Below are 18,626 nucleotides of genomic sequence, written 5' to 3'. Positions count from 1 at the left end.
TCGCCTTGACTTGGACTTAGTCCAATGTAGGATCGAGGACGGCTTTGGCCAAGGGACAGGAACAGCAAGACGAGGCGCAGGAGGCCACGTGACTCAGGGACCGCTTACGACGGAAGCCGGTGCTCCGGTCGCCGACAACCAGAACAGCGAGACCGCGGGCGTCGGTGGTCCGGTGCTCGTCCAGGACCAGCTGCTGCTGGAGAAGCTGGCCCACTTCAACCGGGAGCGCATTCCGGAGCGGGTCGTGCACGCCCGGGGCGCGGGGGCGTACGGCACCTTCACCGTGACCGCCGACGTCACCCCGTACACGCGGGCCGCCTTCCTCTCCGAGGTCGGCAAGGAGACCGAGGTCTTCCTGCGCTTCTCGACCGTGGCCGGCAACCTCGGTGCCGCCGACGCGGTCCGTGACCCGCGCGGTTTCGCGGTGAAGTTCTACACCGAGGAGGGCAACTACGACCTCGTCGGCAACAACACCCCGGTGTTCTTCATCCGGGACGCGATCAAGTTCCCGGACTTCATCCACACGCAGAAGCGCGACCCGTACACCGGCTCCACGGAAGCCGACAACGTGTGGGACTTCTGGTCGCTGTCGCCGGAGTCGACCCACCAGGTGACCTGGCTGTTCGGCGACCGGGGCATCCCGGCGTCGTACCGGCACATGGACGGGTTCGGCTCGCACACCTTCCAGTGGAACAACGAGGCCGGCGAGGTCTTCTGGGTCAAGTACCACTTCAAGACCGACCAGGGGATCAAGAACCTCACCGCCGAGGAGGCCGACGTCCTCGCGGGCAAGGACCCCGACTCGCACCAGCGCGACCTGCGTGAGGCCATCGAGCGCGGCGAGTTCCCGAGCTGGACCGTGGGCGTGCAGATCATGCCGGCGGCGGACGCGGCGACGTACCGCTTCAACCCGTTCGACCTCACCAAGGTGTGGCCGCACGCGGACTACCCGGTCATCGAGATCGGCAGGCTGGAACTGAACCGCAACCCGCGGAACATCTTCGCCGAGGTCGAGCAGTCGATCTTCTCTCCCGCGCACTTCGTGCCGGGCATCGGACCCTCGCCCGACAAGATGCTCCAGGGCCGGCTCTTCGCGTACGGCGACGCCCACCGCTACCGGGTCGGGATCAACGCCGACCACCTGCCGGTGAACCGCCCGCACGCCACCGAGGCGCGGACCAACTCGCGCGACGGGTACCTCTACGACGGCCGGCACGGCGGCGCGAAGAACTACGAGCCGAACAGCTTCGGCGGGCCGCAGCAGACGGGCCGGCCGCTGTGGCAGCCCTTCGACGGGTTCGCGGGCGGCACGGGCAACCACCCGACGCCCGTGCACGCCGAGGACGACGACTTCGTGCAGGCGGGGAACCTGTACCGGCTGATGGCCGAGGACGAGAAGGAGCGGCTCGTCGGCAATCTGGCCGGTGCCCTCGCGCAGGTCTCGCGCGAGGACATCGTCGAGCGGGCGATCGGCAACTTCCGTAACGCCGACGCCGACTTCGGCAAGCGGCTGGAGGTCGCGGTGCAGGCGCTGCGCGGCTGACGGTCCTGATCTCGCCGCGCCTGGTGGGCCGGTCCCTTCGGGGGCCGGCCCTTTCGCGTGTCGTCAGGCGGGTACGTGGACCTGCTGCCGGGCGGGGGCCCAGCAGCGGATGATGTCGCGGACCGAGACGACGCCGGTGATCTCGCCGTGGTCGAGCACCACGAGGTGGCGGAAGCCGCCGTGCGCCATGGCGCGCGCCGCCTCCTCCAGGGTCCAGGCCGGGGCGGCGAACACGACGTCGGTGGTGGTGTGGTCGTGGGCACGCTCGGTATCCGGGTTCTGGCCCAGGCCCACGGAGTTGAGGATGTCGCGTTCGGTGAGGATGCCGATGCCGCCGGCGTCCGGGTCGTGGACGACTGCCGCGCCGACCCGGCGGGCGGCCATCAGGGCGGCTGCCTGGCGGAGGGTGTGCTGAGGGCCGATGGTGAGGACCACTGTGGTCATGGCGTCGCGGACGAGCATGTCTTGAGCCACCTCCTGGGTGTGCCCCCACTGCTGCTTCCGGGGTCCGATCCCTGCTTGTTCTCGGTTTCACAAGTTCACAAGTGGGGGGACCTTCAGAGTGGCAGGCAAAGAGCGAGTCAACAAGGGGGCGCTCAAGCGTGCGTGGGGGCGCTCGTCCGCCTAGTAGCGGCCGTTGAGGTAGCCCAGCAGCTCGTCGTGGAGGAGGCCGTTGGAGGCCGCGGCGTTGCCGCTGTGCGGGCCGGGGCGGCCGTCGAGGCCGGTGAAGGTGCCGCCGGCCTCCGTGACGACGATGGCGTTGGCGGCCATGTCCCACAGGGACAGCTCCGGCTCCGCGCAGAGGTCGACCGCGCCCTCGGCGACCATCATGTACGGCCAGAAGTCGCCGTACGCGCGCGTGCGCCAGACCTGGCGGGTGAGGTCGAGGAAGCCGTCGAGGCGGCCCTGCTCCTCCCAGCCGGAGAGGGAGGAGTACGCGAACGAGGCGTCCGCGAGGCTGCCGACGCGGGAGACGTGGATGCGGGTCGCGGAGGACAGGCTGCGGCCGGTGTAGGCGCCGTGGCCCTTCGCCGCCCACCAGCGGCGGCCGAGGGCGGGGGCGGAGACGACGCCGACGACGGGCTGGTAGCCGCCCTCGCCCGCCTCCATCAGGGAGATCAGGGTGGCCCAGACGGGGACGCCGCGGACGTAGTTCTTGGTGCCGTCGATGGGGTCGACGACCCAGCGGCGGGGGCCCGTGCCCTCGATGCCGTACTCCTCGCCGAGGATCGCGTCGCGGGGGCGGGCCCGCTGCAGGTGGCCGCGGATGAGTTCCTCCGCGGCCTTGTCCGCCTCGCTGACCGGGGTCATGTCCGGCTTCGTCTCGACCTTGAGGTCGAGGGCCTTGAAGCGGTCCATGGTGGTGGCGTCGGCGGCGTCCGCGAGGACGTGGGCGAAGCGGAGGTCGTCGAGGTAGTCGGGCATGTGGGAACGGTATCCGGCGGGGTCGGTACCGGGCCAGGGGGGCCGGAGTGTGGACAGGGGGGCCGGCTGGGGTGCGGGGCGGGCGGGGGCGTCGGAAGGCTGCCCGCTGCCGGGTGGGCAGCGGCCCAGCGGCACGGCTGCCCGCAGCTATGCAGGCATGCGGCCCGCAGCTCAGGTCGTTCTGACGGCGTGGTGGGTCTTTCGTGCGCCCCTGTGTCGCTTCGCGCACCCTTGACAGGGTATTGGGGGGCGTCAAATCTGGGCGGCAGAGTCTTGTCCCCCGGGGAGGCGATGATGCCTGCAGCGCGGGAGTCCCTGCTGGATGCCGCATTCACGGCGCTGGCGCGCCGGCCCTGGTCCGCCGTGCGGATGGTGGACGTGGCGGCGGCGGCCGGGGTCTCCCGGCAGACGCTGTACAACGAGTTCGGCAGCAAGGAAGGGCTGGCCCGGGCGCTGGTGCGGCGCGAGGCCGACGGGTATCTCGCCGGGGTCGAGCGGGCGCTGGCCGCCCACGGCGACGCCCGGGAGCGGCTCACCGCGACCGCCGAGTGGACCGCCTCCGCCGCCCGCGACAACGCGCTGGTGCGGGCCATGCTCACCGGCTGCTGGAGCGAGCGGCTGCCGTCGCCGGCGCTGTCCGCCGTACCGTCCTCCTCGCCCGTGCCGGCGCAGCGGCGGGCGGACGGCCCGCTGCCCTCGCCCGGCGACTTCGTGACGCTCGTGCGCGACCGTGCCGTGGCGGCCCTGGCGGGACCCGGCGCCGCGAGGGCCGAGAGCGCCGAAGTGGCCCGCTCCTGCGAGCTCGTCGTCCGTCTGGCGCTGTCCTGCGTCGCCGCGCCGCCGGGGGAGGGCGGCGTCGCGGGCCTGGTGCACGGACTGCTCCAGCGTCAGCACGTCTGAGGCACCCGCGCGCCCCTCAGTGCGCCGAGCCCGACAGCTGCAGGCCGATCACCCCGAGGATGACCAGGCTGATCGAGACGATCTTCAGCGTGGAGACCAGGTCGCCGAGGAAGACCATGCCGTAGATGGCGGTGCCCGCCGCGCCGATGCCCGTCCACACCGCGTACGCCGGACCGACGTCCAGCTTCTTCAGCGACAGGGTCAGCAGGCCGAAGCTGCCGAGCGCGAACGAGGCGAACGCGACGGTCGGCCAGAGCCGGGTGAAACCGTGGGAGAGCTTCAGACACACCGCGAAGCCGGTTTCCAGCAGCCCGGCGACGATGACCAGCAGCCACGCCATGTGCTTGTCCTCCCGTACGTCACACGTCCCGCGACCGCTTGGGCGGCGCTCGGTCAGGCTTGGTCAGGCTCTGGTCATCTCTGGGGAACCCGGTTCGGTGCGATTATGCACTTGCCGCGCTCACCTGCCGGCAAACAACGCGGAGGTCAGTCGCCTTCCGTCGGCTCCCGCGTCGCCAGCAGCCGCCGCAGCGAGTACAGCCGGGCCGGGTCCGCGTGCCCCTCGGCCACCCACGCGTCCAGCGCGCAGTCCGGCTCGTCGTGGCTGCACGCGCGCGGGCACCCCTCGGTGCCCGGCTCCAGGTCCGGGAAGGCGTGGATGACCCGGGACGGATCGACGTGGGCAAGTCCGAAGGAGCGCACGCCCGGGGTGTCGATCACCCAGCCGTCCGCCCTCTCCAGCGGCAGCGCCAGCGCCGAGGTCGTGGTGTGCCGGCCACGTCCCGTCACCGCGTTCACATGCCCGGTCAGCCGCCGCCGCTCCTCCGGCACCAGCGCGTTGACCAGCGTGGTCTTGCCGACGCCCGAGTGGCCGACGAACGCGGTGACCCGGCCGTCCAGGAACTCCCGCACCCGGTCCGCCGCATCGCCGTTCTCCAGCTCCTCGCGGCTGGTGACGACGTACGGGATGTCCAGGTCGCCGTACAGCTCCAGCAGCTTGTCCGGCGGGGACAGGTCCGACTTGGTCAGCACCAGCAGCGGCTCCAGGCCGCCGTCGAACGCCGCGACCAGGCAGCGGTCGATCAGCCGGGGGCGCGGCTCCGGGTCGGCGAGAGCGGTGACGATGGCGAGCTGGTCGGCGTTGGCGACGACCACCCGCTCGTACGGGTCGTCGTCGTCGGCCGTGCGGCGCAGCACCGAGGACCGCTCCTCGATGCGCACGATCCGCGCGAGGGTGTCCTTCTTGCCGGACAGGTCGCCGACGAGTGCCACCCGGTCGCCGACCACCGCCGCCTTGCGGCCCAGCTCGCGGGCCTTCATCGCGAGGATCGTGCGGTCCTCGACCAGGCAGGTGAGCCGGCCCCGGTCGACGGTGAGGACCATGCCCTCGGCGGCGTCCTCGTGCTTGGGACGGATGTTGGTACGGGGCCGGGTGCCCCGGCGGCCCGGGCGGCTGCGGATGTCGTCCTCGTCGGTGTGCTTGCCATAGCGGCGCATGACGTGTCCCTGCGTTCCTACGCCCCGAGCATCCCGGTCCACAGTTCGGGGAAGTCCGGCAGGGTCTTCGCCGTCGTCGCCACGTTCTCGATCCGCACGCCCTCGACCGCCAGGCCGATGACCGCGCCGGCCGTCGCCATGCGGTGGTCCTCGTACGTGTGGAAGACGCCGCCGTGCAGCGGGCGCGGGCGGATGTGCAGGCCGTCGGCGGTCTCGGTGACGTCGCCGCCCAGCTCGTTGATCTCCTTGGTGAGCGCGGCCAGCCGGTCCGTCTCGTGCAGCCGCAGATGGGCCACGCCCCGCAGCGTGGAGGGGGAGTCGGCGAGGGCCGCGACCGCCGCGATGCCCGGGGTCAGCTCACCGACCTCGCTCAGGTCCACATCGATACCGTGGATCGCACCCGAACCGGTGAACACCAGGCCGTAGTCGGCCAGTTCGCAGGAACCACCCATCTCGGTGAAGATCTCCCGCAGCCGGTCACCCGGCTGGGTCGTGCGGGCCGGCCAGTCCGGGATGACGACCCGGCCGCCGGTCACCAGCGCCGCCGCGAGGAACGGCTGCGCGTTGGACAGGTCCGGCTCGATCGTCAGGTCGCGGCCGAGCAGCGCGCCCGGCGTGACCCGCCAGACGTTCGGCTCGCCGCCCGACTCGGGCGTGTCCACCTGGGCGCCGACCGCGCGCAGCATGTCGACCGTCATCCGGATGTGCGGCATCGACGGCAGCGTGGAGCCGACGTGCCGCACCTCCACGCCCTGGTTGAAGCGCGGCGCGGACAGCAGCAGGGCGCTGACGAACTGGGACGACGAGGAAGCGTCGATCTCGACCACGCCGCCGTCCAGGGCGCCGCCGCCGTGCACCGTCATCGGCAGCGCGCCGCGGCCGTCGTCGTCGATGCGGGCGCCGAGGGCGCGCAGCGCGTCGATGACGCCGTGCAGGGGACGCTCGTAGGACCGGGGGTCGCCGTCGAAGCGGATGGGGCCGTCGGCCAGCGTGGCGACCGGCGGCAGGAAGCGCATCACCGTGCCGGCGTTGCCGACGTCCACGGTGGCCGGGCCGCGCAGGCCCGTCGGCAGCACCCGCCAGGCCTCGCCCGTGCCGTCGGGGCCCACGCCCTCCTCGATCTCGATGCCCATCGCGCGCAGCGCGCCGGCCATCAGCAGCGTGTCCCGGGACCGCAGCGGGCGGCGCAGCCAGCCGGGCTCGGAGGCGAGGGCGGCGAGCACGAGGGCGCGGTTGGTGACCGACTTGGACCCGGGCACGTGGACCGTCGCGTCGACGGCTCCGCTCGCGTGCGGGGCGGGCCAGAGGGCGGTGGAGGCGGCGTTCGGGACCATGGGGCCACTTTATAAGGAGGCGACGGCCGCCGTTCGTCCGCGGCGCCCGCGAGGAGACCGCCGGCCGGGGCCGCGCGGTGGAGCCGTACGGCCGCGCCCCCGGGCCGGCCGCTCACACCCCCAGCAGCCAGCGCCCCCCGCCCAGCAGCGAGCACAGCGACACCGCGTGGAACAGGAACAGCCACAGCCCCGCCGGGGTGTGCGTCAGCCGGGCCAGCTGGTCGGCGTCCGAGTCGCCCGCGCCCCCGTGCCGGCGCTTGGCCTGCAGCTCGAAGGCCGGCCGTACACCGCCCAGCAGCAGGAACCACACCACCGCGTAGGCGAACGCGGCCTGCACCTGAGGCCCCGTCAGCCAGGAGACCAGCACGAACAGGGTGCCCGTCAGCACCACCGTCAGGGCGCCGTACGCGTTGCGGATCATCACGAGCATGGCCAGCAGCAGGGCCGTCGCCAGCCACAGCAGCAGGGTGATCCGTCCCGCGGCCAGCAGCGCGGCGCCGCCCAGGCCCAGCAGCGGAGGCGCCGTGTAGCCGGCCACCGCGGTGAGGATCATGCCGAGTCCGTACGGCTTGCCGCGGCTGACCGTGAGACCGCTGGTGTCGGAGTGCAGCCGTATGCCGGTCAGCTGGCGCCCGGTGAGCAGCGCGACCAGACCGTGGCCGCCCTCGTGGGCGATGGTGATGGCGTTGCGGGCGACGCGCCACACCGCCTGCGGGACGACCACCGCGAGGGCCGCCACACCGGTCGCGATCACCACCCACAGGTCCGGCTCGGACTGGGTGCCGACGAGTTCGTCCCAGAGCGAGGTCGCTGTGCTGGTGTCCATGTTTCCGGGCTGCTCCCTGTGTTCCGGCGGAGTCTGGCAGTGTGGCACGTATGTGCGGACGGTATGCATCGAGTCGTAGGCCAGAGGATCTCGCAGGAATCTTTGAGATCGAGAAGTGGGAGCCCGAGGAGACCCTGGCGCCCGACTACAACGTGGCCCCGACCAAGGAGGTGTACGCCGTCCTGGACCGCCCCCTGAAGGACGCGGCCGAGCCGCGCCCGGTTCGGCAGCTGCGCAAGCTGAAGTGGGGGCTCGTGCCGTCCTGGGCCAAGACGCCCGAGGGCGGCGCGCGGATGATCAACGCGCGGGCCGAGACCGTGCACGAGAAGCCGTCCTACCGCCGCGCCTTCACCTCCCGGCGCTGCATCCTCCCCGCCGACGGCTACTTCGAGTGGGTCACCGGCGTGCAGGAGCGCGAGCTGGAGGTCGAGGGCCGCAAGAAGCGGCCGCGCAAGCAGCCGTACTTCGTGCTGCCGGCCGACGGGTCGGTGTTCGCGATGGCCGGTGTGTACGAGTTCTGGCGGGACCGGACGCTGCCGGACGACCACCCGCAGGCCTGGTGGGCGACCTGCTCGGTGATCACCACCGAGGCGGAGACGTCGCCGCTGGCCGTCGCCCCCGCCGAGGGCCCCCACTCGCTCGCCGACATCCACCCGCGGATGCCGCTGATGCTCACCCCGGACCGCTGGGACGCCTGGCTCGACCCGGCCCGCACCGACCCCGACGACCTGCGGGAGCTGCTCGCGCCCCCGCCGCCCGGCCTGATGCGGGCCTACCCGGTCTCCACGGCCGTGAGCAACGTCCGCAACAACGGCCCGGAGCTGCTCAAGGAGCTGGAGGCCCCGGAGGAGGGCACACTCTTCTGACGTGACGCACACGACACAGGAGACCGTCGAGACCGAGGCCGGCCCGGCCCGCATCACCTGGCACACGGCCAGGAAGGCCCGTTTGGTGCTGGCCATCAGCCACGGCGCCGGCGGCGGCATCGAGGCCCGTGACCTCCAGGCCCTCGCCCGCGTGCTGCCCGGGCACGGGGTGACCGTGGCGCTCGTCGAGCAGCCCTGGCGGGTGGCCGGCAAGAAGGTGGCGCCCGCGCCGAAGACCCTCGATACCGGCTGGCGCGGCCTGTGGCCCGCGCTCACCCGGCCCGGCCCGCCGGTGATCGCCGGCGGGCGCAGCGCCGGGGCGCGCGTGGCCTGCCGTACCGCCGCGGAGCTGGGCGCCCACGCCGTGCTCGCGCTGAGCTTCCCGCTGCACCCGCCGGGCAGACCGGAGAAGTCCCGCGCCGAGGAGCTGCTCGGCGCCGGGGTGCCCACGCTCGTCGTGCAGGGCGGCAACGACCCCTTCGGCAGGCCGGACGAGTTCCCGGACGGCCCGTACGAGCTGGTCGAGGTGCCGTACGGCGATCATGGCTTCGCGGTGCCGAAACGGGCGCCGATCGGCCAGGACGAGGCCGTGACGGTGATCACCGACGCCGTCGTGAAGTGGACCGGATCACTCGGGTGAACGGCCGGGAATGCCCGGCGCGCACCCGCTGTTGAGGCGGACAGAAGGGCTGGGGCCACCAGCGCCGACGTCACTGGAGAGGAAGTCCGCCGCATGGGTTCGACCTACTGCCCGAGCCGCAGCAGCCGTGCTGACCTGGACTGGACGGTGCTGCACGCGGCCAAGACCGCTCCTATTCGGGCGGCGGGCGGGCCGGATCGTCGTCTATCCTCCGATTCGAGTGGGACCGGTCTCGGTCTCACGACATCGCTGGAGGAGGTGGGTCCGGTTCCCGGTACCGACGCAGGGACCGACAACGGCCAGGCGGAGCTGCCCGAGGGCCCGGGCGTGAGCGCGGACGCGGGTGCGGAGTCGACCGCCGAGCGCAGCGCGCGCTTCGAGCGGGACGCGCTGGAGTTCCTCGACCAGATGTACTCGGCTGCCCTGCGCATGACGCGCAACCCGGCCGACGCCGAGGACCTGGTCCAGGAGACCTACGCCAAGGCGTACGCGTCCTTCCACCAGTTCCGCGAGGGCACCAACCTCAAGGCGTGGCTGTACCGGATCCTGACCAACACCTTCATCAACTCGTACCGCAAGAAGCAGCGCGAACCCCAGCGCAGCGCGGCCGAGGAGATCGAGGACTGGCAGCTGGCGCGCGCCGAGTCGCACATGTCGACGGGTCTGCGCTCGGCGGAGTCGCAGGCGCTCGACCACCTGCCCGACTCGGATGTGAAGGAAGCGCTCCAGGCGATCCCCGAGGAGTTCCGCATCGCCGTCTACCTCGCGGACGTGGAGGGCTTTGCGTACAAGGAGATCGCGGACATCATGGGGACACCCATCGGTACGGTGATGTCCCGGCTGCACCGGGGCCGCCGGCAACTGCGCGGCATGCTCGAGGACTACGCCCGAGAGCGCGGGCTGGTCCCGGCCGGCGCCGGAGAGTCGAACGAAGCGAAAGGCTCGGGCTCATGAGCTGCGGAGAGCCGCACGAGACGGACTGCAGTGAGGTCCTCGACCACCTGTACGAGTTCCTCGACAGCGAGATGCCGGACGTCGATCGCGACAAGTTCCAGCAGCACTTCAAGGAGTGCTCCCCCTGCCTGGAGAAGTACGGGCTGGAGCAGGCCGTGAAGAAGCTGGTCAAGCGGTGCTGCGGGCATGACGACGTGCCCACCGACCTGCGGGCCAAGGTCATGGGGCGGATCGACCTGATCCGCTCCGGGCAGGCCGTCCCCGAGCACGACGTCACGGCCACCCCCCAGGAATCCTGACCGGGACCGCCGTCACCCGAACGTGCTAATCCGCGGGTCATACGCCCGCGGACTCCGCCCGTGCCGTCCTAGGCTCCGAAGCCGGTACGGCACGGTCGAGGGGGATGGTGCGTCATGGAGGCGGTTCCGGCACGGGCACGCGTGTACGTCGCCGGTGTCACCGTCTGCGCCTGCGCGCTCCTGCTGCCTCTGCCGCTGCCCGTGCCCTCCGTCCGGTCGCCCGGCTGGGCCGTCGCGCTGCTGGCCGCGCTCTACGCCGCCGGCGAGCAGTTGGCCCGCCGGCGCCTAGCCGGAACGTTCTACCCCGTCCTCCTCGCCGGTGCCTTCCTGCTGCCCCCGCCCGCCGCGGCGCTCGTCGCGGTACCGGGGGCACTGCTGTCCCACGGCGTGCGCCGGAGCGTGCAGCTGCGGCGCGTGTGGCGGGCCGCCCAGCTCGTCGTCGCCGTGTGGGCCGCCGCCCGCGTCCACGGGGCGCTGGGCGGCCGGGACGCGGTCGTCACCCCCGACTTCCCCTACGTGCTCGGCCCCGCCGGAGCGGCCGTGCTGGTGTTCTGCCTGGTCCTCGCCGTCCTCGACGCGGGTGTCCTGGCACTGGCCGACCACGCCCCCGTGGCGCGCACCTGCCGCGGGGTGTTCGGGCGCTCCCTGGCGCCGGTCGCGGTGCACGGGCTCGCCGGGCTGATGATGGCCGTCCTGTGGCGCAGCCCCTACGGGCCCGTCGCCGCGCTGCTCGTGCTGCTGCCGATGTACGTCTCGTGGTGGGTGTTCGCCCAGTACCACCGCGAGCGCGCCGCCCACCGGGCCACGATCCGGGCGCTCGTGCAGGCCGTCGACATCAAGGACGGGTACACGCGCGGCCACAGCGAGCGCGTCGGCCGGGCCTCGATGATGATCGCCCGCGAGCTGGGCCTGGACGACGAGCGCGTCGAGGTGCTGCGCCTCGCGGGCATCCTGCACGACGTGGGCAAGCTCGGCGTGCCCACTCGGCTGCTGCGCAAGGACGGGCCGCTGACCCCCGAGGAGCGGCGCGTGATCGAGCTGCACCCGGAGTACGGCCATGAGATCACCCGCGGCATCTCCTTCCTCGGCGAGGCCCGCGCGGCGATCCTGCACCACCATGAACGCCTGGACGGCAGCGGCTACCCCTACGGGCTGTCCGGGGCGCAGATCCCCGAGTGCGCCCGCGTGGTCGCCGTCGCCGACGCCTTCGACGCGATGACCTCCACCCGTTCCTACCGGCGGGCCCGGCCGGTGGCCACCGCGCTGGAGGAGCTGAGGCGGTGCGCCGGGGCGCAGTTCGACCCGGACATGGTGGAGGCGTTGACGCGGGCGCTGGCCAGGGAGGGGTGGCATCCGGCCGTGACCGCGGAGGAAGCGGCGGTGCCCCGGCCCCGACGGGACGCTGCGAGCCACGGGCGGCCGGGGGTGCGCCCGTGAGCCGGGCGGGTGCGGCGCGGTCGTGGCCGGTCGCGCGGTTCCCCGCGTCCCTGGGGGGCGTGCCCGCGCTGCTCGTCGTCGTGCGCGGGGCCGCCGGTCTCCTCGTCACCGTCTCCGTCGTGGTGACCCTGCGGACCGGCCCTGTGGAGCGGTCCCTCGCCCTGGCCTTCGGAGCGCTCGTGGCGGTCGGCGAGCTGACCCGCTGGCGCGGCCCCCAGCTGCGGGAGGCCGCCCCGCTCGGTGCCGCCGGGGCGCTGGCGTACGCGCTGCTCGGCGAGGCGGCCGGGCGGCCCACCCACCACGGGACCGCCCAGGTCGTCACCGTCGTGTGCGCGGCCTCGCTGCTCGGCAGCGTGCCGCACATCGCGCGCGGCCAGAGCCCCACCCTGGACCACCTCGCCCGGCGGGTCCTCACCGTGGGCTTCGCGGCCGTCTGCTTCCAGCCGCTGTACAACCGGGGCGTCTTCGACTCCTGGGTCGGTCCCGCCTACGCCCTGCTGCTGGTGGCGCTGCTCACGCTCACCGCCCTGTGCGACGCCGTGCTCGCGGCGGCGCTGGCGCACGCCCGCACCCGGTGGCCGTTCGGGCCGCTGCTGCGGGACGAGCTGCGGGCGCTCGCCGGGATCGGCTCGGCCGTGTGCGCGACCGGCGCGGTGATGGCGCTCGCGGTGGCCGCGGCGGGCCTGTGGGCGCTGCCCGTGTTCTGTGTGCCGCTGCTGCTCACCCAGCTGTCCTTCCGCCGGTACGCGGCCGTCCGCGCCACCTACCGGCAGACCATCGCCTCCCTGGCCCGGGCCACCGAGATCGCCGGGTACACCCCCGCCGGGCACGCCCACCGGGTCGCCGCGCTCGGCCTGGCGGTCGGACGGGACCTGGGGCTGACCGAGCCGGAGCTGACCGTGCTGGAGTACGCGGCCCTGATGCACGACATCGGCCAGCTGAGCCTCGTCGACCCGGTGCCCGCCGGGGCCACCGCCGCGCTGCCGCCCGCCGAGCAGCGCAGGATCGCCCTGCTCGGCGGTGCCGTGGTCCGGCAGACCGGGGTGAACCCGCAGGTCGCGACGGTGGTGGAGCGGCAGGCCGACCCCTATCCCGAGCAGCCGCGGGCGGCGCGGATCGTCCGGGTCGTCAACGCCTACGAGGAGAAGGCCCGCGACGCCGGTCCCGGCGGGGCGCTGGCGGCCCTGGAGGAGCTGCGGCTGGGCGCCGCGGGCGACTACGCCCCCGAGGTGGTGGAGGCACTGGCACGCGTCCTGGCCCGGGGCAGTCTGACTGCCCCCGCGGCTGGGTAACCCATGGGTAATGAGCGCCCCTCCAGCCGTACGTGGTTGGATGCGAGGGAGAGGGTGTCCGGGGGCACAGGCCAGCCCACTTTCCGGAACTGGAACTGGCAGGCGGGAATCGTGAGGATCTTCGGCAAGGGACGGCACCGGCCCTCCGCCTCCTGGCGGCAGGCCACGGACCGCGCGTTCACGCTGATCGGCGACGGCCGGTACGAGGACGCGGGAGCGCTGCTGACCCGCGCCGCCGACCTGGAGCCCTGGCGGTCGGAGTCGTGGTTCAACCTCGCGCTGCTGCACAAGTTCCGGCACGACTGGGAACAGGCGCGGGCGGCGGGGCTGCGCGCGGTGGCGCTGCTGGAGAAGGAGACCGGGGCGCCCGACTGGTGGAACGTCGGCATCGCGGCGACGGCCCTGCAGGACTGGCCGCTGGCCCGGCGGGCCTGGCAGGCCTACGGGCTGCGCGTGCCCGGCGGCGGCTCTCGGTCGCAGGCCGGCGCGGGTGCCGCGGCGTCCGGGGAGCCCGTCGGCATGGACCTGGGCAGCGCGGCCGTACGGCTGTCGCCCGAGGGTGAGGCCGAGGTGGTGTGGGGGCGGCGGCTGGACCCCGCCCGCATCGAGGTGCTGTCGATCCCGCTGCCGTCGTCCGGGCGGCGCTGGGGCGAGGTCGTGCTGCACGACGGGGTGCCGCACGGGGAGCGGACCACCTCCGCCGGGCACTCCTACCCCGTCTTCGACGAGATCGAGCTGTGGGCGCCGTCGCCGGTGCCGACCTGGGTGGTGCTGATCGAGGCGGCCACCGAGGCCGACCGGGACGCGCTGGAGCAGCTCGCCGCGGACGCCGGGTTCGCCGCGGAGGACTGGTCGTCGTCGGTGCGGCTGCTGTGCCGGATGTGCTCGGAGTCGCGGATGCCGGCCGACGAGGGCGACGGCGTCCATCTCGACCCGCACGACCACAGCGAGCCGGGGCATCCGGGACCGCTGGGCCACCGCACCGACGGACAGCTGTGGGTACCGGAGCGGGAGTGCGGGGTCGCCGCGCCGGCCTCGCTGGTGCGGGGCCTGCTGGACGGATGGGTGGCCGACGCCCCGGACTCACGGGACTGGCGGGATCTGGAGGAGGTCTGCTGAGCGCACCGCTCACGCGGACTTAGGCTGTACTGGCAGAATTTTCCAGGCTTGCAGGAAGGCGTACGTCGGTCATGGCGCAGCAGGACACCGATCAGCAGCACGCGGGCGTGCTCCCCGTGGACGACGAGGGTTTCGTCATCGACACCGAGGACTGCGAGGAGCGCGAGCAGGCGTACCGCGAGCGCGGCACGTCCCGGCCCATCACGGTCGTGGGCAACCCGGTGCTGCACAAGGAGTGCAAGGACGTCACCGAGTTCGGCGACGAGCTGCGCAAGCTGGTCGACGACATGTTCGCCTCGCAGCGCACCGCCGAGGGCGTGGGCCTGGCCGCCAACCAGATCGGCGTCGACCTGAAGGTCTTCGTCTACGACTGCCCCGACGACAACGGCGTCCGCCACGTCGGCGTGGTCTGCAACCCCAAGCTGGTCGAACTGCCCGCCGACAAGCGCCGCCTGGACGACAGCAACGAGGGCTGCCTGTCCGTGCCGACCGCGTACATGCCGCTGGCACGTCCCGACTACGCCGAGGTGACCGGGCAGGACGAGCGGGGCAACCCGATCAAGGTGCGCGGCACCGGCTACTTCGCACGGTGTTTGCAGCACGAGACGGACCACCTGTACGGGTACCTCTACATCGACCGGCTCTCCAAGCGCGAACGCAAGGACGCGCTGCGCCAGATGGCCGAGAACGAGCCGCGCTACCCGGTGGTGGCCAACGACTGACGCGCACCGCCCGTCACACAACGCCCGTACGCCCAGCGCCTGTTCAGGTTCCTCATACCTGAACAGGCGCTCTGCTTGGGGGCGTTCGCCTGCTCGTCGCGCGTTCGACCCCCTACGCACATGTGGTGATCCACAACCAGCCACATAGGGGGAGATTCTCGGCGTCAGGGGGTAGTGAATGAAGCAAATCCGTTCCCAGAACGGTCAGTTGTGGTGCTGAATGGGAAGTGCGGGGATACGCAACGGCGCACGCCCGGTACAGCGGGAGGGCGTGTGCCCACTGGCGGCTGAGAGGGGTAGTTCGTGCATGCTTTCCCATACAGCACCACATACGGCACCACGGTGGCGCCGGCCCGGGTGGCGGTCCCGCCGTCGCTCGCTCTTCCGGTGATCGAGGCGGCGTTTCCCCGGCAACTGCATCCGTATTGGCCAAGGCTTCAGGAGAAGACCCGGAGCTGGCTGCTGGAAAAACGGCTGATGCCGGCGGACAAGGTCGAGGAATATGCCGACGGCTTGTGCTACACCGACCTGATGGCGGGCTACTACCTCGGCGCCGACGACGCCGTGCTGCAGGCCATCGCCGACTACAGCACCTGGTTCTTCGTCTGGGACGACCGGCACGACCGGTACGTCGTGCACGGCAGGACCGCCGCCTGGCGCACCCTGCGGCAGGCACTGCACGCGGCCCTGGAGTCCCCGGGGGCCCATCTGCACCACCCGGACCCGCTGGTCGCGGGTCTGGCGGACAGCGTGGCCCGGCTGTTCGCCTTCCTGTCGGACACCTGGAACGCCCGCTTCACCCGGCACTTCCACGCGGTGATCGACGCCTACGACCGTGAGTTCCGCAACCGGACCGAGGGAATCGTGCCCACGGTCGAGGAATACCTGGAACTGCGCCGCCTCACCTTCGCCCACTGGATCTGGACCGATCTGCTGGAGCCGACCGCGGGCCGGGAACTCCCGGACGGGGTGCGGAAACACCCGGCCTATCGCCGGGCCGCACTCCTCAGCCAGGAATTCGCCGCCTGGTACAACGACCTGTGCTCACTGCCCAAGGAAATCGCGGGCGACGAGGTGCACAATCTCGGAATCAGTCTCATCACCCATCACGGACTGACTCTGGAAGAAGCAATCGAAGAGGTCCGGCGGCGCGTCGAGGAATGCATATCCGAATTCCTCGTCGCGGAACAGGAAGCCCTGCGGCTCGCCGACTCGCTCGCCGACGGAACGGTCCACGGAAAAGAACTCGGCGCCGCGGTCCGTGCCTGCGTCGCGAACATGCGGAACTGGTTCAGTTCCGTCTACTGGTTCCACCACGAATCCGGCCGGTACATGGTCGACAGCTGGGAGGACCGGTCCACGCCCCCGTACGTCACCAACGAAGCGGCAGGTGAGAAATGACCGTCGAGCAGGTGAAGCCCGAGACCACCGGCACCCCGGCTCCGGGACTGCTGGAGCCGCCCCTGGCCGGCGGGGGAGTCCCGCTCCTCGGCCACGGCTGGCCGCTGCTGCGCGACCCGCTGGCCTTCATGTCCCGGCTGCGCGACCACGGCGAGGTCGTCCGCCTCAAACTCGGCCCGAAGACGGTGTACGCCGTCACCACCCCGGCCCTCACCGGCGCGCTGGCGCTCAGCCCCGAGTACCACATCGCCGGACCGCTGTGGGAGTCGCTGGAGGGCCTGCTCGGCAAGAAGGGCGTGGCCACGGCCAACGGGCCGCAGCACCGGCGCCAGCGGCGCACCATCCAGCCCGCGTTCCGGCTGGACGCGATCCCGGCCTACGGGCCGATCATGGAGGAGGAGGCGCACGCCCTCACCGAGCGCTGGAAGCCCGGCGAGACCGTCGACTGCACCACCGAGTCCTTCCGCGTCGCCGTCCGCATCGCCGCCCGCTGCCTGCTGCGCGGCGACTACATGGACGAGCGCGCCGAGCGCCTGTGCACCGCCCTCGCCACCGTCTTCCGCGGTATGTACCGCCGGATGGTGGTGCCCCTCGGCCCGCTGTACCGGCTGCCGCTGCCGGCGAACCGCGAATTCAACCGGGCGCTGGCCGATTTGCATCTCCTCGTCGACGAGATCGTCGCCGAGCGGCGGGCATCTGGTCAAAAGCCGGACGATTTGCTGACGGCATTGCTGCAAGCGAAGGACGAAAACGGCGACCCCATCGACGAACAGGAGATCCACGACCAGGTCGTCGCGATCCTCACCCCCGGCAGCGAAACCGTGGCTTCCACGATCATGTGGTTGCTTCAGGCACTTGCCGAACACCCGGAACACGCGGACAAGGTGCGCGATGAAGTCGAATCCGTCACCGGCGGCCGGCCGGTCGCATTCGAGGACGTGCGCAAGCTCCGGCACACCAACAATGTCGTCGTCGAGGCCATGCGTTTGCGTCCGGCCGTATGGATATTGACGCGGCGGGCGGTCACCGACACCGAACTCGGTGGCTATCGCATTCCGGCCGGGGCGGACATCGTATACAGTCCGTACGCGATCCAGCGCGATCCGGAGTCGTACGACCGGAATCTGGAGTTCGACCCGGACCGCTGGCTTCCGGAACGCGTCAAGGACATCCCCAAGTACGCCATGAGCCCCTTCAGCGTCGGCAACCGCAAGTGCCCCAGCGACCACTTCTCCATGGCCCAGCTCACCCTGATCACGGCGGCGCTCGCGACGAAGTACCGCTTCGAGCAGGTGTCCGCCTCCGACGACACCACCCGCGTCGGGATCACGCTGCGCCCGCAGAACCTGCTGCTCAGGCCGGTGGCACGGTAGCGGCGGGGGAGAGGTCAGGCGGCCTGCGGCCCCCGGAACGTGCGCCGGTAGCTCTGGGGCGTGGTGCCCAGCGCGCGCACGAACTGGTGCCGCAGCGCCGCCGCCGTACCGAACCCGGTGCGCCAGGCGATCGCGTCGACCGTCTCGTCCGTCGCCTCCAGCAGTTCCTGGGCCAGCAGCACGCGCTGCCGCAGGATCCAGCGGTAGGGCGTGGTGCCGGTCTCCTGCTGGAAACGGCGGGCGAAGGTGCGCGGCGACATGTGCGCCCGCGCGGCGAGCTGCTCGACGGTGACCTCCTCGTCGAGGTGCTGCTCCATCCAGGCCAGCACCTCGCCGACGGTGTCGCAGGTGCTCTTCGGCAGCGGCCGCTCGATGTACTGCGCCTGCCCGCCGTCCCGGTGCGGCGGCACCACCATCCGCCGGGCGATCTTGTTGGCGACCTCCGGCCCCTGCTCCTTGCGCACCAGGTGCAGACAGGCGTCGATGCCGGCCGCGGTGCCCGCCGAGGTGATCACCGGGTCCTCGTCGACGTACAGCACGTCGGGCTCGACGACCGCCCGCGGGAACTGCCGGGCCAGCTCCCCGGCGTGGTGCCAGTGCACGGCGCAGCGCCGCCCCTCCAGCAGCCCGGCCGCGCCCAGCACGAAGACCCCGGAGCACACGCTGAGCACCCGCGCACCGCGCTCCACGCCCCGCACCAGGGCGTCCAGCAGCTCGGGCGGGTACTCCCGGCGCGCGTACTCGTCGCCCGCCGGGACAGCGATCAGATCAGCCTCTTCCAGCCGCTCCAGGCCGTACGGCGTGGCCAAGGTCAGCCCGCCGACGTGCGTGGTCAGCGCGGAGCCCTCCGCCGAGACGACCGCGAAGTCGTACGTCGGCAGTCCCTCGTCGCTGCGGTCGATCCCGAAGACCTCGCAGACGACACCCAGTTCGAAGGGGTGCACACCGTCCAGCAGGACGGCGGCCACGTTCTTCAGCATGCTGCCAGTGTGCACCGC

General features: G+C 72.1%; 19 protein-coding genes. 12 read left to right on the top strand and 7 right to left on the bottom strand.

Annotated features, from left to right (window positions below; all coding sequences use genetic code 11):
• Positions 1-88: 88 nt before the first annotated feature.
• Entirely contained in the window at positions 89-1,543 is a 1,455-nt protein-coding gene (locus IE308_RS17300) for a catalase (RefSeq protein ID WP_190218624.1), read from the top strand.
• A gap of 63 nt (positions 1,544-1,606) precedes the next feature.
• Here the strand turns inward: IE308_RS17300 and IE308_RS17295 are convergent, their stop codons facing one another.
• Positions 1,607-2,005 carry a CBS domain-containing protein gene (locus IE308_RS17295; RefSeq protein WP_110630383.1) on the bottom strand — a complete coding sequence of 133 codons (399 nt, stop codon included), beginning with the start codon at positions 2,003-2,005 and terminating at the stop codon, positions 1,607-1,609.
• A gap of 162 nt (positions 2,006-2,167) precedes the next feature.
• Positions 2,168-2,968 carry a histidinol-phosphatase gene (gene hisN, locus IE308_RS17290; protein WP_110630385.1) on the bottom strand — a complete coding sequence of 267 codons (801 nt, stop codon included), beginning with the start codon at positions 2,966-2,968 and terminating at the stop codon, positions 2,168-2,170.
• A gap of 291 nt (positions 2,969-3,259) precedes the next feature.
• On the opposite strand from hisN, the gene IE308_RS17285 reads away from it, so the two are divergent.
• Positions 3,260-3,868, top strand: coding sequence for a TetR/AcrR family transcriptional regulator (locus IE308_RS17285; protein ID WP_190218623.1), 609 nt, complete (start codon positions 3,260-3,262; stop codon positions 3,866-3,868).
• 16 nt (positions 3,869-3,884) lie between these two features.
• Here the strand turns inward: IE308_RS17285 and IE308_RS17280 are convergent, their stop codons facing one another.
• From IE308_RS17280 to IE308_RS17265, 4 genes are all read right to left on the bottom strand, one after another.
• Entirely contained in the window at positions 3,885-4,208 is a 324-nt protein-coding gene (locus tag IE308_RS17280; protein ID WP_110630391.1) for a DMT family transporter, read from the bottom strand.
• A 146-nt stretch (positions 4,209-4,354) separates the two neighbouring features.
• Positions 4,355-5,365 carry a ribosome small subunit-dependent GTPase A gene (gene rsgA, locus IE308_RS17275; protein ID WP_110630393.1) on the bottom strand — a complete coding sequence of 337 codons (1,011 nt, stop codon included), beginning with the start codon at positions 5,363-5,365 and terminating at the stop codon, positions 4,355-4,357.
• Between the two features lie 17 nt (positions 5,366-5,382).
• Positions 5,383-6,699 (bottom strand): 3-phosphoshikimate 1-carboxyvinyltransferase, encoded by a 1,317-nt coding sequence (gene aroA / locus IE308_RS17270; RefSeq protein WP_110630394.1) that lies wholly within the window; start codon positions 6,697-6,699, stop codon positions 5,383-5,385.
• Positions 6,700-6,811: 112 nt separating this feature from the next.
• Positions 6,812-7,525, bottom strand: a complete 714-nt coding sequence (locus IE308_RS17265; protein WP_190218622.1) for a M50 family metallopeptidase — start codon at positions 7,523-7,525, stop codon at positions 6,812-6,814.
• Positions 7,526-7,575: 50 nt separating this feature from the next.
• On the opposite strand from IE308_RS17265, the gene IE308_RS17260 reads away from it, so the two are divergent.
• The 10 genes from IE308_RS17260 to IE308_RS17215 all read left to right on the top strand — a co-directional run bounded on the left by IE308_RS17260 (position 7,576) and on the right by IE308_RS17215 (position 17,628).
• Positions 7,576-8,391, top strand: coding sequence for an SOS response-associated peptidase (locus IE308_RS17260; RefSeq protein ID WP_190218621.1), 816 nt, complete (start codon positions 7,576-7,578; stop codon positions 8,389-8,391).
• Between the two features lies 1 nt (position 8,392).
• Positions 8,393-9,031, top strand: a complete 639-nt coding sequence (locus tag IE308_RS17255; RefSeq protein WP_190218620.1) for an alpha/beta hydrolase family protein — start codon at positions 8,393-8,395, stop codon at positions 9,029-9,031.
• A gap of 258 nt (positions 9,032-9,289) precedes the next feature.
• Complete coding sequence (gene sigR, locus IE308_RS17250; protein ID WP_190218619.1) at positions 9,290-9,985, top strand: RNA polymerase sigma factor SigR; 696 nt, start codon at positions 9,290-9,292, stop codon at positions 9,983-9,985.
• On the top strand, positions 9,982-10,284 hold the full coding sequence (rsrA, locus tag IE308_RS17245) for a mycothiol system anti-sigma-R factor (RefSeq protein WP_110630404.1): 303 nt from the start codon (positions 9,982-9,984) through the stop codon (positions 10,282-10,284). The genes sigR and rsrA overlap by 4 nt, the downstream gene beginning before the upstream one ends.
• Positions 10,285-10,398: 114 nt before the next feature.
• A complete protein-coding gene (locus IE308_RS17240) occupies positions 10,399-11,721 on the top strand; it encodes an HD-GYP domain-containing protein (protein WP_190218618.1) in 1,323 nt (440 codons plus the stop codon).
• Positions 11,722-11,771: 50 nt separating this feature from the next.
• Entirely contained in the window at positions 11,772-13,013 is a 1,242-nt protein-coding gene (locus IE308_RS17235) for an HD-GYP domain-containing protein (protein ID WP_190218837.1), read from the top strand.
• Positions 13,014-13,124: 111 nt separating this feature from the next.
• A complete protein-coding gene (locus IE308_RS17230) occupies positions 13,125-14,132 on the top strand; it encodes a tetratricopeptide repeat protein (RefSeq protein ID WP_190218617.1) in 1,008 nt (335 codons plus the stop codon).
• Between the two features lie 71 nt (positions 14,133-14,203).
• Positions 14,204-14,854 (top strand): peptide deformylase, encoded by a 651-nt coding sequence (def, locus tag IE308_RS17225; protein WP_110630410.1) that lies wholly within the window; start codon positions 14,204-14,206, stop codon positions 14,852-14,854.
• Positions 14,855-15,157: 303 nt separating this feature from the next.
• On the top strand, positions 15,158-16,255 hold the full coding sequence (gene cyc1 / locus IE308_RS17220) for an epi-isozizaene synthase (protein ID WP_190218616.1): 1,098 nt from the start codon (positions 15,158-15,160) through the stop codon (positions 16,253-16,255).
• Complete coding sequence (locus IE308_RS17215; RefSeq protein ID WP_110630414.1) at positions 16,252-17,628, top strand: bifunctional albaflavenone monooxygenase/terpene synthase; 1,377 nt, start codon at positions 16,252-16,254, stop codon at positions 17,626-17,628. The genes cyc1 and IE308_RS17215 overlap by 4 nt, the downstream gene beginning before the upstream one ends.
• 14 nt (positions 17,629-17,642) lie before the next feature.
• On the opposite strand, the gene IE308_RS17210 is transcribed toward IE308_RS17215, so the two are convergent.
• On the bottom strand, positions 17,643-18,608 hold the full coding sequence (locus IE308_RS17210; protein ID WP_110637088.1) for a GlxA family transcriptional regulator: 966 nt from the start codon (positions 18,606-18,608) through the stop codon (positions 17,643-17,645).
• Between the last annotated feature and the right edge of the window lie 18 nt (positions 18,609-18,626).

The sequence above is a fragment of the Streptomyces griseosporeus genome (genome assembly GCF_014656055.1).
Classification (GTDB): Bacteria; Actinomycetota; Actinomycetes; order Streptomycetales; family Streptomycetaceae; genus Streptomyces; species Streptomyces griseosporeus.
Note: the sequence above shows the minus strand (reverse complement) of the source record. Positions and strands in the feature narration are given on the sequence as shown.

Coding starts and splice junctions, on each gene's coding strand:
- IE308_RS17215 (WP_110630414.1), top strand. CDS start 16,252: ATGACCGTCGAGCAGGTGAAGCCCGAGACCACCGGCACCCCGGCTCCG.
- IE308_RS17260 (WP_190218621.1), top strand. CDS start 7,576: ATGTGCGGACGGTATGCATCGAGTCGTAGGCCAGAGGATCTCGCAGGA.
- rsrA (WP_110630404.1), top strand. CDS start 9,982: ATGAGCTGCGGAGAGCCGCACGAGACGGACTGCAGTGAGGTCCTCGAC.
- aroA (WP_110630394.1), bottom strand. CDS start 6,699: ATGGTCCCGAACGCCGCCTCCACCGCCCTCTGGCCCGCCCCGCACGCG.
- IE308_RS17285 (WP_190218623.1), top strand. CDS start 3,260: ATGATGCCTGCAGCGCGGGAGTCCCTGCTGGATGCCGCATTCACGGCG.
- hisN (WP_110630385.1), bottom strand. CDS start 2,968: ATGCCCGACTACCTCGACGACCTCCGCTTCGCCCACGTCCTCGCGGAC.
- IE308_RS17280 (WP_110630391.1), bottom strand. CDS start 4,208: ATGGCGTGGCTGCTGGTCATCGTCGCCGGGCTGCTGGAAACCGGCTTC.
- IE308_RS17295 (WP_110630383.1), bottom strand. CDS start 2,005: ATGCTCGTCCGCGACGCCATGACCACAGTGGTCCTCACCATCGGCCCT.
- IE308_RS17240 (WP_190218618.1), top strand. CDS start 10,399: ATGGAGGCGGTTCCGGCACGGGCACGCGTGTACGTCGCCGGTGTCACC.
- def (WP_110630410.1), top strand. CDS start 14,204: ATGGCGCAGCAGGACACCGATCAGCAGCACGCGGGCGTGCTCCCCGTG.
- rsgA (WP_110630393.1), bottom strand. CDS start 5,365: ATGCGCCGCTATGGCAAGCACACCGACGAGGACGACATCCGCAGCCGC.
- IE308_RS17210 (WP_110637088.1), bottom strand. CDS start 18,608: ATGCTGAAGAACGTGGCCGCCGTCCTGCTGGACGGTGTGCACCCCTTC.
- IE308_RS17265 (WP_190218622.1), bottom strand. CDS start 7,525: ATGGACACCAGCACAGCGACCTCGCTCTGGGACGAACTCGTCGGCACC.